General features: G+C 51.2%; 14 protein-coding genes. 2 read left to right on the top strand and 12 right to left on the bottom strand.

Annotation, left to right across the window (positions count from 1 at the left end):
• Nucleotides 1-7 precede the first annotated feature (7 nt).
• The 10 genes from QMZ30_RS08085 to QMZ30_RS08040 all read right to left on the bottom strand — a co-directional run bounded on the left by QMZ30_RS08085 (nt 8) and on the right by QMZ30_RS08040 (nt 9,899).
• Complete coding sequence (locus QMZ30_RS08085; protein WP_283226974.1) at nt 8-409, bottom strand: hypothetical protein; 402 nt, start codon at nt 407-409, stop codon at nt 8-10.
• A complete protein-coding gene (locus QMZ30_RS08080) occupies nt 394-1,713 on the bottom strand; it encodes a phosphatase PAP2/dual specificity phosphatase family protein (RefSeq protein WP_283226973.1) in 1,320 nt (439 codons plus the stop codon). Before QMZ30_RS08080 ends, QMZ30_RS08085 begins: the two co-directional genes overlap by 16 nt.
• Nucleotides 1,706-3,469: a bifunctional alpha/beta hydrolase/class I SAM-dependent methyltransferase gene (locus QMZ30_RS08075; RefSeq protein ID WP_283226972.1), complete on the bottom strand. Its 1,764-nt coding sequence runs from the start codon at nt 3,467-3,469 to the stop codon at nt 1,706-1,708. The genes QMZ30_RS08080 and QMZ30_RS08075 overlap by 8 nt, the downstream gene beginning before the upstream one ends.
• Complete coding sequence (locus QMZ30_RS08070) at nt 3,466-4,098, bottom strand: lysophospholipid acyltransferase family protein (protein ID WP_283226971.1); 633 nt, start codon at nt 4,096-4,098, stop codon at nt 3,466-3,468. Before QMZ30_RS08070 ends, QMZ30_RS08075 begins: the two co-directional genes overlap by 4 nt.
• 9 nt (nt 4,099-4,107) lie before the next feature.
• Nucleotides 4,108-5,037 (bottom strand): phosphatidate cytidylyltransferase, encoded by a 930-nt coding sequence (locus tag QMZ30_RS08065; protein WP_283226970.1) that lies wholly within the window; start codon nt 5,035-5,037, stop codon nt 4,108-4,110.
• Entirely contained in the window at nt 5,030-5,632 is a 603-nt protein-coding gene (locus QMZ30_RS08060; protein ID WP_283226969.1) for a CDP-alcohol phosphatidyltransferase family protein, read from the bottom strand. Before QMZ30_RS08060 ends, QMZ30_RS08065 begins: the two co-directional genes overlap by 8 nt.
• Nucleotides 5,633-5,662: 30 nt before the next feature.
• Nucleotides 5,663-6,184 (bottom strand): type VI secretion system lipoprotein TssJ, encoded by a 522-nt coding sequence (gene tssJ / locus QMZ30_RS08055; RefSeq protein ID WP_283226968.1) that lies wholly within the window; start codon nt 6,182-6,184, stop codon nt 5,663-5,665.
• Nucleotides 6,181-7,839, bottom strand: coding sequence for a type VI secretion IcmF C-terminal domain-containing protein (locus tag QMZ30_RS08050; RefSeq protein ID WP_283226967.1), 1,659 nt, complete (start codon nt 7,837-7,839; stop codon nt 6,181-6,183). Before QMZ30_RS08050 ends, tssJ begins: the two co-directional genes overlap by 4 nt.
• A 36-nt stretch (nt 7,840-7,875) precedes the next feature.
• Complete coding sequence (tssL, locus tag QMZ30_RS08045; protein ID WP_283226966.1) at nt 7,876-8,532, bottom strand: type VI secretion system protein TssL, short form; 657 nt, start codon at nt 8,530-8,532, stop codon at nt 7,876-7,878.
• Nucleotides 8,533-9,017: 485 nt separating this feature from the next.
• The gene (locus QMZ30_RS08040) at nt 9,018-9,899 is read right to left on the bottom strand and encodes an alpha/beta hydrolase (RefSeq protein ID WP_283226965.1); all 882 of its coding nucleotides are present in this window, start codon (nt 9,897-9,899) and stop codon (nt 9,018-9,020) included.
• 102 nt (nt 9,900-10,001) lie between these two features.
• Here QMZ30_RS08040 and QMZ30_RS08035 point away from each other — a divergent pair, with 102 nt between their 5' ends.
• Nucleotides 10,002-10,913, top strand: coding sequence for a LysR family transcriptional regulator (locus QMZ30_RS08035; RefSeq protein WP_283226964.1), 912 nt, complete (start codon nt 10,002-10,004; stop codon nt 10,911-10,913).
• Nucleotides 10,914-10,966: 53 nt separating this feature from the next.
• Complete coding sequence (locus tag QMZ30_RS08030) at nt 10,967-11,317, top strand: hypothetical protein (RefSeq protein ID WP_283226963.1); 351 nt, start codon at nt 10,967-10,969, stop codon at nt 11,315-11,317.
• A 594-nt stretch (nt 11,318-11,911) separates the two neighbouring features.
• Here QMZ30_RS08030 and QMZ30_RS08025 read toward each other — a convergent pair.
• Complete coding sequence (locus tag QMZ30_RS08025) at nt 11,912-13,228, bottom strand: McrC family protein (protein WP_283226962.1); 1,317 nt, start codon at nt 13,226-13,228, stop codon at nt 11,912-11,914.
• Nucleotides 13,225-15,288, bottom strand: coding sequence for an McrB family protein (locus QMZ30_RS08020; RefSeq protein WP_283226961.1), 2,064 nt, complete (start codon nt 15,286-15,288; stop codon nt 13,225-13,227). Before QMZ30_RS08020 ends, QMZ30_RS08025 begins: the two co-directional genes overlap by 4 nt.
• Between the last annotated feature and the right edge of the window lie 207 nt (nt 15,289-15,495).

The raw sequence follows: 15,495 nt of genomic DNA, 5'->3' as shown, positions 1-15,495 counted from the left end.
TGCTCACCTACTCAACCAGTGTCAGCGCCAGATACAACACAGAACAGAGTGAAACCAGCCACAGCACCAGCAGTGAGATCATTGCCCGGTAAAAAATGACCCTTGTGCCTAGCAAGCGATCTGTCAGAGAACGCAGTCGGGCAAATTTTTTCGACCACAGCTGCGCCATCCCCTGATCAAACTCAGCAAGATCCTCTTCATTCTTGAGCAATCCAAAGAGCCGTTCATCCAGCCATAAACGCCAGCAGTAGTAGTGCGTGACGAAAAACAGCACCATTAAAGGCAGGCTCAGCGCGGAGTAGAAAAGGTTGAGTATCAGCGCCAGCGGCGGCAGCGTCAGTGCGGCAAAGTAGCGCCAGCTCGACAGATGAATTTGCACAATCCGCTTAGTCATCATGCTGTCTGACATGGCTGTTCCTTGCTGAATGCTTCCAGAGTGGCAATGTGCGCAGGCGTGAGAACAATCTGCGGACGTCGGGAAGTGACGAGTGCAACGGCTTGGACGGCAGAAGCAGCATACCCTTCAGCCAGTAGCCACGCCGCAACCACCGTGGCACTGCGCGATAACCCCAGAGCACAGCAGACCAGCACTCTGTCATGTGCCTGACGCAACTGCTGTAGCTGTCTTACTGCAGTGCGCAAATGCTGAATGTCTGGCACCAGCAGATCCATTAAGGGATAGGACTGCCAGCACTGTTCACCTCGCTTGCCCTTGTGGAATTCGGCTGTCAGGTCAAAAACAGCAATACCCTGCTCTGCCTCGTCCGGAAACCTGCCCAGCGATACGCCAGCGGCAATCTCATTACTTTGCGCTGTATGCCGGGAAAACCAGCGGCGGGAAATTTTTGCACCTGCCAGGTAAGGCAGAAGTAGCATGCGTGCGGAGAGAGATAAGTTGCCGTGGCTGTTTTTCTGGAACACCGTCACGCCCAATCCGGCATAGCCCGCAGCCACTGTCAGTAGTGCTAAGGCAGGCCACAGCAGCCAATAACCACAGGGAATCGCTGTTCCCGCCAGTAAAAACAGGATGCCACCGAGGCAGTATTTACCCGCAAGACGTCGCGCGTGCAGTGTTGGCCGCTGCCAGCGCCATTCTCCTTCAATCGGAATGACATAGCTGATGATGATTGCGACCACCATTCCGCTAATCACATCAATGAAATGGTGTTGCCAGGTCGTCAGTACGGAAACGGCAATCAGCAGGAACCAACAGCCTGAAACGATTCTCGCATGGCGATTCAGATGCTGGCGAAAGCGTAGCCAGAGCAACCAGGTCAGAATGATGTGCAGTGAAGGAGCCTGATTATAGGGTAAATCGAACTGTTCAAGCTGGCGGAATAGCCAGCCGAAAGCACCCTGGGTTTCCGGGCGCATGAAGGTAAACTTCAGCGGGAAAAGCAAAAACGCAGCACACGCCACCAGCGATGCCGCGAGCAGGCGACAACCGTGACGCATCAGTTCCTGTTTTGACGTGCAGATAAACAGCGAAATGCCGTATAGCAGGTCAATGCTCCAGTAAGGCACGATAGTCCAGGGAATAAACGGGATCGAATGCTCCCAGCCAAATACCAGACTGCCCACATCGTCTCGGGTCGAGGTAAAGGTATTCACCTGCCCGTAGCTCAGAAAAAACAGCGGCCCCAGCAGAATCAGCCAGCCAAGCCCCTCCTTCCAGGGGCTGTGAGGGCGTTGTGTCAGCAACGATTCAGTCATGCAGTTTTCTTACCGCCAGCGACACGGTAAAGATGCCAAACTCATCAATCAGTTGGTGGCATTTCTCAAATCCAGCTTCCTCGACCATCGTATCCATCTCTTTCTGGCTGCGAATGCGCATCAGCCAGGGAATGCCGTTTTGATGGCTGGTTAAGGTCCATGCGATGGTTTTCAACTGCGGATGCCATGGCTGTCCGGTATACACCAGCACACCACCAGGTGGAATGGCTGCTGCCAAACCGGCCAGCGACGTTTTAATTAGCTGGTTGCTCGGGAACAATTCATAGAGACCGGAAACGATGCCCAGCGTCGGTGCAGGGGCGAGTGTAGCGAGCGAGTCATAATCAAAGGCATTGCCTTTTTTGAACTGCGCGAGATGGCCTAATTGACGCGCTTCAATCATCGCCTGGCCTTTTTCCACATTCAGATCGCTGTAATCACGCAGCAGGATGCTTTCAATTCCCGGTTGCTTCTCCAGCGCATCAAGAACGTAGCGGCCATGTCCGGCGGCAATATCGACCACGCGAACCGGCAAATTGTGCTCTTGCAGTTTTGCTACGGCTTGCGCAATCACCTGCTGGATATTTTCTTTGCGCACGCGGATGCCGCGCCAGCCAATGCTGTTGAGATACTGTCTGTCGATAATGCGACCAACAATGCCAGTGCCTTCAGCCGTATTGCGGTAGACATAATCCAGCGTGCTGCCAGAGTCAAAGCCGGTTTCATATCCCAGGCGCATGCCTTTAGATAGCCTGCCAATGGTTTTCATGCCAAAACTCAGCGCAGCGTAGGACATGCCTTGTAGTGAGCAGCGTTTAGGTGGAGCCTGCAATTCTCGGTACGCATCAGCGCCCGGGCTCCACTGATCTTCATGGCTGTAATCGAAGGTGTAAGGAGCTGCGTTATAGAGCTGTTCGATAAACGGCTTCATTTTATCGAAGGCAAGCTGGCGATCCTTCTCGCCTAGTGTGTCGTGATAAAAGCCCGGCAGAATATGCTGCTCTTTAATGGCGCTGCGCAGCCCCTGATAGAATTTTTGCTGTGGTTTGGTGTGCACCACAAAATCATCGCCGGAAATCAGCAGTTGGGTGGGCACGGTGATAGCGGCAGAATCAGAAACAATGCGCTCCGCCGTTTTATACAGGTCCAACAGAATATTCACCGCAATCTGGCGAGTGATGAGTTTATCCTGCTCAAAGCTGCTGATTCGCTGAGGATCGTGGCTGAGAAATTTCCCCTTCACGTAAGAGTTCACGTAAAACAGGCCGCGAATGCGTTGCAGCAGACTCAAGCCAGTGCGCGCGAAAGGCACATAAAGCTTCACTTTAAACGCTGGCGATGCCAGCACCATGCCGCGAATTTTCGGCGCATAATCATGTACCCAGGTAGCGACCAGCACTGCGCCGACGCTTTGCGCAATCACAACTATGTCTTCAATACTCACCTGTGCCTGTTCAGCCACAAAGCGGACAAACTCATCGACGTCCTGCACTGAACGAGCAAGGCTCGGGCTGTAACCACGCTCTCCCGGCGAATGGCCGTGCCCACGTGCATCCCAGGCGTAAAAATGGGCATCCGGCATCAGCAACTCATCGACAACATGCTGTAAACACCCGGAGTGCTCATGCCCGCGATGAAATAGCACAATCACTTTTTTGCTCTGCGCATCCTGCGCGGGCCAGTGGCGAAAATAGAGTGATTCATCGTCGCTGGTTGAAAAAGATCCTTCCTGAAATAAACGTGCTTCCCGGCTCATGGTAGTTTCCTTGTGGCTTGCTGTTGTAATTCGACAAAACGATTTAATAACGCTGTTTTAAATTCGGCCTTGTTGTCCTGATAGCGCACAGGCTCGTCGATATAAATATCGATAAAAAACGGCACCGGTATTTTCTGGCCTTTGCCCATTGAGCGATCCAGCCCGTGCATATAGACAGGAACGATGGGCACATCCGGGCACTGCTGGCTGAGATGCCACAGGCCAGATTTTATTTCTGACAGTTTCCCCGGCTCACCGCGCGTGCCCTCCGGGAAAATAATGACGATTTTCTTTTCCGCCAGCGCATCAACGCAGGCCTGCAACGGATTGGCCTGATGCGCCCCGCGATACACCGGGATAATGCCAATCACCTTGAGTGCAAACCAACCCACCACTCTGTTTTTCAGAAAGTAATCGGCGGCAGCAACCGGCTGCACGTCCACCAGCGTCGAAAGCGGAAACAGCGTGAACAACGTCAGTACATCCAGATGACTGTTGTGATTCGCCACAATAATTGCCGGTCCTGTTTTCGGCAGTTTCTTACGGTTAGCAACGGCGACACCCAGCCAAATCCACACCACCGGGTAAGCGATGCAAAGGGTAAAGATCCAGCGCAGCATTCGGTTCATGAGCGCCTCTTACACGTAGAAGTAGTAATAGAAGTGGAAGAACAGCGGTGCGGTGTAGATGAGCGAATCGAGGCGATCCAGAATACCCCCGTGTCCGGGCAGCAATTTTCCTGAATCCTTCACACCAAAGTCGCGTTTGATCGCCGACATCACAACATCGCCGCAAAAGCCGCTGGCACCAATAATCAACCCGGCACCCAGCGAGTGGAGATAACTCATTGGTGTGAGCAGTGGGCCAAGAATCACCGCCAGCAGCATGGTGGTGAGGATGCCGCCCAGCAGACCGGCCAGCGTTTTATTCGGGCTGACTTTGGGCGTCACTCTGATCTTGCCCAGCGATTTTCCCCATAGATACTGGGCAATATCATTCAGCTCAGTCAGCGCAACGAGGAAGAACACCAGCAGCGCACCGGCGCTGGCGTCAGAACCGGGCAAAGTCATCAGATAAGCGACGTGACTCAGAGCGAACACGGTGGTCATCATGCCCCAGTGCATCACCGATGCGGAGTGCAGAAAACCTTTGGTATCACCGGCAATCACCATGCGAGCAGGCAGGAACAGGAAGACGTAAACCGGGATAAAGATGATGAACATGCCGTACCAGGCTATGCCGGTCCAGAGGTATTGAACCGGGATGGCGGCATACATCCACAGCAGCGGCATACTGTCCGAACGTCGCGTGGGTGCCAGCGTCAGATACTCTTTTAACGACAGGAAGCTGATGAAGCCGAAAAAGGTTAGCGCCAGCCATTTCGGAGACAGCATCGCCAGCGAAAACAGGCAGATAATTACCCACCAGCTATTAACGCGTTGCTGCAATTCCAGCCAGTTGCGCTGTGGGCGGCATTTTCTCAGCACAAAAATAATCAGCGTCGCCAGAATAAGTATGGCGAAGATGCCCCCCAGGCAGTAATAAAGCACTTGTCTGGAATCAGCCATTTTTCGCCTCCATCGCGCAGCGACAGCGGTTCAGACTGGTCCAGCACAGCAACAGGGCAGCGATAGCAAACAGTGCGTTAGCGTAGCCGATATATTGCGGCCACAGCGCAATCACCAGACCGAGAGCACCGAAGAGGAATGCACGATCGCTTTTTCCCAACGGACCACGATAACTGCGGATGCCGTTCAGCGTCTGACACATTACACCGCAGAATTCGCTCAACCAGGAAAGCAGCACGACCAACACTACCAACCACGGCGAGATACCTGTAACAAACGCAAAAGCCAGATACAGTGCGGCGTCAGAGATAATGTCACCGACCTCGTTGAGGATTGCTCCTACAGTAGATTGCTGATTGAACTCTCGGGCTAACATGCCATCAATGGCGTTTAACGCCATGCGGAAAAAAAGGAAGATGGGCAAGGTGATAAAAAAGCGCAGATCGGGGAAACACATCAACAGTGCGCCCAGTAGCACAGAGGTCAGCATGGCAAACAACGTGACCTGATTCGCAGTGATTCCCTGCGCATGTAACCTGATGACCAGCGGTCTTAATAAATTCTGAAACTTCGGTTTTATATCGTATAGCGTCACTTTGTGGCTCCTGCCGTAAAAATTGAACAGTTACTTCGATAGTTCCAAATTCAGGGTGTTATCCCTCACTTCAATGGTGCGCGGTGAGTCCGGATCAAGCTCCTCGCGGCTCAGCACCTGTTTCCATGTGCCGCGATCCCTGTCAGGCTGGCGGAACAAGCCCACGACCGCGACGAACTGCGCCTGCTTTTCCATTGGAATATCCAGGCTAACGCTCTGCCCTGACATGATGCTGAGCTGCCGCTGCGCGACCAGGCTCTCTTTCAGCACCAGATCTGGCTGTGCCAGCAGGCTGCTGTATTCGGCGTTATCGAAAATCTGACGCGTGCTGAGCTGCAAAATATTCAGGCGCAAAGGCATCGACTGCTGCGCATCGTCCTGGTTGATCGCTGCACGTGCAGTCAAGGTCAGGTGCAGGGTGTTGACCTGGCGATAGAACACGGCATTTGCCACGCTCGCGGTGCCCTGCATGGTTTTTTGCCAGGCACCACAGCTGCTCAGCAACATTGCCGCGAGGCATATCAGCCACACATGAGTAAAACGAGCCTTCATTGTTCACCTCCCTGATACGCAACTTCATTCTGCGTGTCGGAAATAAATATCCGCGCAGGCATGCGGAATCCACGCAAATCAAGGAGTGACAGCGGGCCACTGCCGAGCTCGGTGCGAATCTGGTAGTTAAGTGCAAGCCCGTCCGGCGTCGGCCAGACAACACGGTAGATGTTGCTCCCCAGATCGGTGATACGGGCTTTATCCAGCAGGCGGATCAGCCCCCAGCTCCCGGGGTGATCGGCATAAATGCGGGTTCCGGCACTGGCGCTGCGCCAGGTCAGTGTGGTTTGTGGCTGCCAGCGGTTGTCAGGCCAGTTCAGCGTTTGCCAGCTCTCTTCCTGGTTAAAATATTGCAGCTTCTGGCGATCCACCGTCAGCTCAGACTCCACCACGTTGCGGGAGGGCTTTGCCATCATCTGGAAATGCAGCTCCACATCTCCCCGGACAAATGCGATGTTGGCGATGTGTGCTAGCTTATTCAGCGCGTTGAGAAAGGCAGGATCGAACGTCAGTCCCTGGCTGTTCATCGCATCCGGTACCCAGCGATCGCCTTCCAGCCGCAGCAGACCACCGAGACGACTGTTAACGAACTGCGCAATTCGCCCGGTATCAGTGCGCATAAACTGCGCTAAATGCGGTAAGGAGACGTCGCTTTGTCGATTAGCAAACGGATAGCGGTCGGCAAAAGAGTGATCCCATGGCGTCACAATGTCGTTCTGCCACTGGCTGTTAATGCTTTCAGCGGTCGGGCTGAGCACCTGCTCCCATGCCTGCACCATCGGTTCGACAAACACCGCCTGACCAAACCCGCTCCACTCCTGACCGAGGCTGGCGGCAATCAGGCTGCCATAATCGCGCGTGTCAGTGAGATCCACGGCTTTGCCTTGAAACACCGTCAGCGCCAGCGACTGCATCATGGCCTGCGGATCCGGTGCGTTGGTAACCTGCTGTAATCGCAGACGAACGCGGGTGATGCGCGTCAGGAACGTTTGCAGGCTGAGGCTGTCTTTGGCCGCTGTGCCGCTATCGGTGAGGGCCAGCAAGGGGCCGAAGGTGTCATCCATTGGGCCACTTGCACCCAGTGGTCTTGTGATGGCTTTTGTTTTGTTACTGCTGAGTAAATTCTTTGCGGAGCTCACCAGCGAATCAGCCAGATCGCCGCCGGTTTGCCCCGTCCGCCCCTGCACATTCAGCGTGTTCATCAACGCAATCAGAGGCGACTGGCGTATATCCTCGACCACACCCGGCACGCTTTTATGCTGGTAAACGGCATAGGTCAGACTGTTTTTTAGCAGCGCCAGACGTGATTCCAGCGTAACCACATAACGTGTTTCGTCAGCGGAGGATTCGCACTGCTGAAAAGCGGTGACAACACCGCGCAGAATACGAGGTTCAACTGACTGCCAGGGTTGGCCGTCAGGATAAAATAACAGCTGGGCCGTGCTGTTGATCAGCATATCCGCAGGAATATCACGTGTCGCACTGGTCAGCTCGATGCGATACTTCCAGGGCGTGTTCAGTGCTTCTTCACCGCTGAAACGCAGCACCGACAACAGAATGTCGGGACGCTGATTTTTCAGCACCTGGATGCTCAGTTGGTAATGGTTATATACCGGCGTCTTGCCGCCCGTAATAACAAAGTCCTTCTTGCCCATTTACAGATTCCTTCCTGAAATTTGCTGACCCGCAACCTAGCCTTTGCCAAGCAGATATTGCAGATGGCCGTTCATGATGAAAGTGACGACAATGATGGCAACCAGCACACTGCTGCGAATAAGCCAGGGAGAACGCTGCCAGAAAGATGTTTTGTTTTTTGCACGCTGGATAATTACTGCTGAGTCGGGAGATGCAGCCTTCTCAGGCAATAGCGCTTGTAGTTGCTGCATTAATGACTGGCGCTCCTCATCGTCTTCCGTTCGGTATTTTCCGGTATAGCCAAAGCGCAGCATTCGGTAGTAGCAACTCACTGCGACTTCCTCTGCCGCAGGCTCCCGAAGCAACTGTTTAATGCGTTCGTAGAAATGCTCGCCACCATTGAGGTGTCCAAGAAAGTGGCCCTGCAAAGGTGTGCGCCGCCACCAGGCTGAAATATCGGCTTCCGGAATGGTCATGATCAGTTCGTCGAGAAAGACGCAGTGGGCAAATTTGATTTCTTCGCAGAGAGGACCAGGTGCACCGGCTGTATTGAGTTGGTCCTGGACCTGTTGGACCATGCTGAAGCAACGTTGGTAGAGCGCATCATCAACCGTGATGGATTGTCCGTTTCGGATAGCAAGCGCCAGCAGCCAGGTATCCTGCATCAGCGTATCGAGGGTAGAATTTGTTATATGGGAATCTTGAGAAATCATTGGCACCATCCTGGTGTTATCTGAGCGTTGTTAATCCTTCAACGCTGTAGAAGTTTTAAGGGTTAAGACTGGTTGCATTATCCTCTGTGGTGGCTGGCAGATGACGCCAGAGCCTTTCGCGACGGCGCACCCTCAAAACCACACTGGCAGCGATACTATTACTTAGGGTGACAGTCGATCAAGTGAACAGTATGAAAATCTGATCTAAGTCGAATTTATGCACTAAAAATTAGATCCATTTAATTATTTATTTTTTGTGCTGACTATAGCCCTGTCCTGCCCCAACATTGTTAGCCTGAGCAGAATTGCTGAAGCTCCTCTGCGTAGCAGACAGGGCCGAGTTTCATCTGGTTCTTACTATGAGCAAAGAGAAGTGACGGCACCCAAATGGCAACTGGTCGCAAAACGTAGGTAGGTTCCAATACAGCGAATCGAGTAGCTTTTAACAAGGGTGGCGTTATCGGGCCGAGTCGACCCTCAAAAAATTAATAACGATGAATAAATGCCGCCGCTGTATCCAATGCATGACGCGCGGCATCCAACTGGATATCCCGCTGGAACACGTGGTGCATGCCGTCATAAATATCCAGTTGCACCGCACCGCCTGATTCCGCGACTTTGCTCGCCAGACGAGTAGCATCATTCAGCAGCAACTCCTCGCTTCCGACCTGAATTAACAAGGGTGGCAATGCAGCAGGATTTGCGAACAGTGGCGAAGCACGTTGATCTTGCGCATCATGACCCTGCAAATAGCCTTTGGCGGCATCCTGCAGTATTGCGGGCTGGAAAATCGGATCGCGCATCTCTGGATCGTTAAACGATGCGCCGCTAAAAGTCAGATCGGTCCAGGGCGAAAGCACCACCGCCGAACGGATAGACGCGGCCAGTTGCGCATATTGCAGCGCCACCAACGCCAGCGCCCCACCCGCTGAATCCCCTACCAGAGTGATTTGAGTGATCCCACTGCTGATGAGCCCTTCCAGCACTTCTACCATATTTTCCGGTGGCGCCGGGAAGGGATGTTCCGGTGCCAACGGATAGTCCGGCACAAAGGTTGAATAGCCAGTACGCGTCGCCAGCTGACTGGCAAAGCCGCGATACGCTTGCGAACTCCCCAGCATATAAGCGCCGCCGTGAATGAATACGATCACGCGTTCGCTGCGCGTAGCCTGAGGATGCAGCCACCAACCAGAGGCATCGGTTTGTTCCATGCGCACACCTTCCGCCAGCGGCGTTTGAGCGCACATCGCGTCGTAATATTCACGCATCGAACCCGTAAAGTTACTTCGATGTTCCTGCAGTGCAGCCAGTGACTGTGCGACCTGCTGACGGTCATGCGCGGTTAAAGGATGTCTGGTCATGTTCATAGTGTTCTCCAACGTGCTTGGGTGTCGAGCCACGTTAAGCCATTCCCATTTAGGCAACTAGCTGGCTTAATGGAATACCATCTATTCCAACCTGGACTTCATATGGACCGACTTGATGCCATCCGACTGTTTTTGCGCGTAGTAGAGTGCGGCAGCTTTTCCGCCGCTGCCAAAGAAGCGGGCGTCGGCCAGTCTGCCGTCAGTAAACAGGTCGCCGCGCTGGAGGGCCAGTTCAACCAGCAGCTCCTGAAGCGGTCATCCCGAGGCATCGCCTTAACCGGGGCGGGGAAAGCGTTCTATGACGGCGCACTGCGCCTGCGCGATGAGTTTGAGCAGTTGGAAACCCGCGTCAAATTCGGTGCGGATGAGGCGGCAGGCACTCTGCGCATCTCCGTCGCGCCGGTGTTTGGTCGCTTTTATATCGTGCCGCGCTTACCTGCCCTGCTGGAACGCCATCCGGCGCTTAACATCGAACTGCGTGTCTCCGAACGGCATGTAAATCTGATAGAAGAGAATATCGATGTCGCCATCCGGCACGGCGAATTGCAAGATTCGGCGCTGACGCAACGCAAGCTGGCGGAAAGTCCGCTGATCACGCTGGCCAGCCCGGAATACCTTGCGAAGCATGGTACACCCACCTCACCCTCTGAGTTGAGCAGACATCAGTGCATTGCCTTCAATGGCGGACGCGGCGTGCATCCGTGGCGGTTTTTGGATGAGTACGGAAAACCGTTTACGCTGATGCCTCAAGGACGGTTTCAAAGCAATGACGGCGAACAGCAACGCGCTGCTGCATTAGCTGGCATGGGGATTACGCAGTTCCCGGCGTGGCTGGCAGGACCGGATTTGGCGTCTGGGGCGTTGGTGCCGGTGTTAAGGGAGTTTGCGGTGGGGTCGATGCCAGTAAGCGCAGTCTTCGCGACAAAGCAGATGACAAACAGTAAGGTGAGAGTGTTTGTGGAGTATTTGCTGGGGACGCTGCGGGAAGATTTGCCGTTGGGGGTTGGGGATTGAACTGGAGTTGAGAGAATGAATCGGGAGGGTGGATAGTGAATCGGGAGGTGAGCGTGGAGCCTACATTACAGCAGGTGATTGATTTTGTGCGTGAGATTTCAGGAGATGTTAAGTCGGTGATTACCGAGGAGACTCGGCTGGAAGCGGATTTGGGGATTGCTGGGGACGATGGCGTTGAGCTGCTGGAAGAGGCTGAGAAGCGGTTTGGGGTTTTATTTGTGACTGAAGAGCGATCATTTAAGGAAACGTTTGGGCTGGGGGAGAATGAGTACCTTTTTACAGCTGAGGGGCTGGATTTATTCGGGGTTGGGAGATTGATTGGGTGGTTGGGGAGGGAGCCGCGGACGGTGGTGCGGGATTTGACGGTTGGGGAGTTGTGGCGGGTGTTGGTAGAAACACGTTAGATGAGAGAGTTGATACATGTGATAAATGCGATTTATTCAACTTGTAGGATGGTTTTTTCTGATTGGTAATTTTCAAGCTACTAAATACCGTTTCAATCAATTAGATTGGATTAATTAGCGGTTAGTGTCTTGTGAACTTTTACTTAGAAGGGTTGAAGTACACTCGATAAAAATCAAAAGAAGTCCTGCAGTGGAACTGAATTTATAAAAAAATTAATCTTTAGCTAAAGCTTGCCCACACAGTATTGGTTCGAAGGCCAGGCTCGAATTTTACACGTAATAGACTGATATCAATGTCGTGTATTAGCGGAAATAAATAGTTTTACCCGCACTTCTACCCACAAGTTAAAATCCGCACAAAAAAATAGATATCACGACTAGGCATAAAGCCATGTTAGTAGAACACACCGACATGGCTTTGAATGCAAGATTCAGTTAGGAAGAGCTGCTTTGCTCAAGGGCAACAACTGAACATAATCACCTGAGAGGTAGTTGGTGAGCCATGACCAAAATGAAGTCATTCGCTAGACCATATGTCAAACTTTTGCTGGACAATAGAATAAGGCTAACCGTAGTAAAGAGAATAGCAAGGATTTAAATCAAGCTTTTCTCATCAGGAAAACGCAGGCCAGAACTTTGCAAACTATCACCAATAAAAAATGGAACAACCCATAAACGCAGTGGGATTTCCTTTTGATGGCTGAATTCATAGGGATGAGGTAACGGCTTATTAAAACCCTCATGCGAAGGATAAATCAGCAGCATATCCCCTACTCCCTCCTGATAGTTCACACCGTACGCCAGCATCTGATAAAAGTCAGTTTGCGACTGCTCGAGTATCACCTTCCCGCTCTCCACCATTTTCCATTTAACATCACAAATCATCGCCTGATCCCTATTATCCCCACGGAGTCTTAGATGGATATCGGGTCTAAGCTTAAATACTCCTTTGCCATTGAGACGAACCAAGGTATGTGAATCAACCTGTGCCCTCACATGCCAGTTATCGTTATAACGATGACGCATCCAAGCAGTCACAAAAGATTCAAACACGGCTTCCATTGGGAAAAGCAGTGAAATCGCATTGGCATCGCCCTGCATGCAGTGTGGCGATTGCCCCATCAAAATCAGCTGCGCCCACGCCAAGGCAAGTTCATAGTGGCGCATATGTCGGTCAAGACGTATCTGGTCGAAAGCGATGCGAACATCACCGACAGGCGCAATATCGTCAAAGTGCACCTGCAAAGCGTTAACTTGTGATAATAGCTGCGGGTTGCTGATCTGACGGCGTATTTTCTCGATGGCAGTTTTCAATATCCGGTTTTCAAGACGTTCAGCGCTGTAATCGTCAAATTCCACTTGAAATCGATCCCGATGCATGCAGTTTTTGCTTAATTGAGCGGTGACCCGTAACTTCCCTTTCATCCAAGATAAATTGTCCTGCTGACGTAAATAGTCACGCTTTAGACCCTGGCGCACAATCTGCTGTACGCTATCGATAAACTGCTGAATAAATACATCCATCAGCGGCATCTTCGAGGTTCGAACTCTGGATGCTGAAGTGGCAATGTGACGAAAAGATTTTAGGGTACGTAGCATCATTAAAAGCTGCTGACGTGCAATATCAATGTTCTCATCACGCCGCCCCGTTTTTGGCAACACTTCAATAAACGCATTACCAGGAAGGGAAATAACACCAGCATAGTTTTTTACTTGCAGCGTTTTTACACTACCCCTACTACGCAGAGTAAGCAGACGATGAGTATTATCCGCATCATCTTTCAGACAACGTTGCTCAAGCCAATCAAACATATTGGTGGGCAGTACGACCGCATTATTTATGCGGCCCTTATCTTTCTCATCAATTAGGAGTCCGTACTCGAAGACGGTAAAGTTCTGACGAGACGTCATTCCTTGCTCCTGGGATTACCAGTATTTGGCGCATAAATTTGTTGCCAGGCAAGTGGAGTACCCCAGACATTGTCGCTCTCAGGTGCCAAATGGAAACTGGCACCGATATCATGCAGATCTTCAGTTCCGCTATTGCCAAAAAGATCCGCAAACTGTTTCTGGTCTTTCACCTCACACACGAATTGTAGGTTCGGGTTTTCGCTTTTTTGATTGTCGCCCAGAACCATACGGATTTTTTGCCAGTCGTTGTAGAAGTACTCCTCCAATAGTGGTAACACCTTGTTTCGCATAATCCGCTTGAGCCTTTCAAATGCCAGCTCTTCGTCCTCTTTTACCTGAACAACTGGGATGAAAAAGGCATGGCCTAATGTATGTTCTCTATCGTACAGCACCTGAATTCGGTCATTCAAAGTCTGCAAAAGGCGTGGCAAATCAATCCCTTTGATTACCGTATCTTTCAAGACATTGATATCCGGCAGCATAGCTTCAAACTCAAATCTACGGCGCAAGGCGGTATCCAATGCCGTGAGCGAACGATCGGCGGTATTCATGGTGCCAATTAAATAGAGATTATTAGGCACGCTGAATGGGGTGGAAGAATAAGGAAGCATTACGCTAAGAGCCTCCGGTTCTCCAGCACGTTTAGAGGTCTCTATCAGGGTGATCAATTCGCCGAAGATTTTGGAGATATTGCCACGGTTAATTTCGTCAATAATCAAAACGTAGTTTTGCCGTTTTTCAGATACAGAATCCTGTGGGTTAGAAGGCAAACCTTCCTGTTTAATCAGGTAATTAAGGATACTACGTACATATGACGGATTATGTACCTTTGCCTGTGGGTTTTGGTAAACCAGACTGATATTCTTGAGGTAAGCATTGTAACCCTGCCCTAAATCCTCTTTTTTCGATTGCGACGGGAAGATACCAAAGGTGGTCTGGCTCTTGTAAGCCAGCTGGAAGGCTTTGCCCTGCAGCGTTTCAAGAGTAATGCTCCCACTTTCAGATAAACGTTCTTGTAAGCGGGCGAGCGCCTCGTCAAGTTTCTGCTGAACACCTGCGTGACCAAAGGCAGCATCTTCACAAATTTGCTTAAAAATGCCCGCTTTGATTTCGTAGCGTACATTGCCGTCGTCGGTAGTCTCTGCTCTTAGCCCCTCAATAAACTCTTCATAGCCAAAACTTTGATGGAAGGTTATGAAGCGCACCCGCTTTTCAGCAATTAGGCGGTCATAAATCTTTTTCAACTCACGGCGTTTTTCGTTTTCCTCCTTCCCTTCCTGCAGCGAGTAGGCTATCGGTTCACAGGCCCGTACGGCTAGGTCAATGGTTCGATAAGTTTTACCGGTCCCTGGCGGACCGTAGAGGATCGTATTTTTTGGCAATTGTGGAGTGGTAACCTCCTCGTCTTGTTCGTCCTCGGGCAATGAAGTCTCATTACCGATTAACGTAATATCATTTTTCTTCTGAATCACCTGCGTGTAGAGATGCCAGAGCGACATATTCAGTTCAATTGGATCGACATCATCGCCCAATGCGCGGTGCAAGGCTTTCTTGAGATCAAGGTTGCGGGCGAACCACTCCTGGTCCTCAGAAAGGCCAAGTTGAAAATGATTATTGCAATAGTTATAACTGCTGAAAAAATTGCTGACATTCACAACGTTGGTAATTTTCGACGGGTATATCGCCGCAAAGGCACGGTGGCAGAGTGCCCAGTAAACTTTGTTCAACACTCCATCAGTTTTAAGTTTAATAAGGCGCTGAATCACCCGGTCGTAATTCTCCTGCGTACACTCTTCTGCCATCATACGGGTGAGAGCGAGTAACTGTTTCTGCGCCGCTTCGAATTCAAACTGGGACATCCCACCCTGTCGGAGGCTGGAGATGCCATTAATGCGCTCGTACCAAATTTGCCGAATTGTATCAGCTGAGAAATTGGGTTTCTCGGCTTGGACCTGTTCTACGAGCTGTCGATAGTGTTTGCCCCACTCAGGGCTGTATTGATTATTTTTTTCTATATGAGAACGAAAGAAAGGGGCTAATGCAGAGGAATCCTGAACCATCACATACTCCATGTGTAGAGCAATTTAGAAGTGGGATACCAGCATCTTATCGGATTAATCTTAACTCAGTCACTACCTTGTTCAAGCAAAGCGAAAAGAAATTTAGTTAGATGTGATATAAAAATTAAGTTATTTAATCTACAAAATGCCCAATTCGATTGCTCCTGCCCCGAAATCCTGCTCCATTCAGAAACAGAATTCCGTCAT

The sequence above is a fragment of the Pantoea sp. EA-12 genome (assembly GCF_030053355.1).
GTDB classification, from domain to species: domain Bacteria; phylum Pseudomonadota; class Gammaproteobacteria; order Enterobacterales; family Enterobacteriaceae; genus Pantoea; species Pantoea vagans_C.
This window is presented reverse-complemented; position numbering and strand designations above follow the sequence as displayed.

Coding starts and splice junctions, on each gene's coding strand:
- QMZ30_RS08065 (WP_283226970.1), bottom strand. CDS start 5,037: ATGGCTGATTCCAGACAAGTGCTTTATTACTGCCTGGGGGGCATCTTC.
- QMZ30_RS08080 (WP_283226973.1), bottom strand. CDS start 1,713: ATGACTGAATCGTTGCTGACACAACGCCCTCACAGCCCCTGGAAGGAG.
- QMZ30_RS08025 (WP_283226962.1), bottom strand. CDS start 13,228: ATGACGTCTCGTCAGAACTTTACCGTCTTCGAGTACGGACTCCTAATT.
- QMZ30_RS08085 (WP_283226974.1), bottom strand. CDS start 409: ATGTCAGACAGCATGATGACTAAGCGGATTGTGCAAATTCATCTGTCG.
- QMZ30_RS08070 (WP_283226971.1), bottom strand. CDS start 4,098: ATGAACCGAATGCTGCGCTGGATCTTTACCCTTTGCATCGCTTACCCG.
- QMZ30_RS08035 (WP_283226964.1), top strand. CDS start 10,002: ATGGACCGACTTGATGCCATCCGACTGTTTTTGCGCGTAGTAGAGTGC.
- QMZ30_RS08075 (WP_283226972.1), bottom strand. CDS start 3,469: ATGAGCCGGGAAGCACGTTTATTTCAGGAAGGATCTTTTTCAACCAGC.
- QMZ30_RS08020 (WP_283226961.1), bottom strand. CDS start 15,288: ATGGTTCAGGATTCCTCTGCATTAGCCCCTTTCTTTCGTTCTCATATA.
- QMZ30_RS08050 (WP_283226967.1), bottom strand. CDS start 7,839: ATGGGCAAGAAGGACTTTGTTATTACGGGCGGCAAGACGCCGGTATAT.
- tssJ (WP_283226968.1), bottom strand. CDS start 6,184: ATGAAGGCTCGTTTTACTCATGTGTGGCTGATATGCCTCGCGGCAATG.
- QMZ30_RS08040 (WP_283226965.1), bottom strand. CDS start 9,899: ATGAACATGACCAGACATCCTTTAACCGCGCATGACCGTCAGCAGGTC.
- tssL (WP_283226966.1), bottom strand. CDS start 8,532: ATGATTTCTCAAGATTCCCATATAACAAATTCTACCCTCGATACGCTG.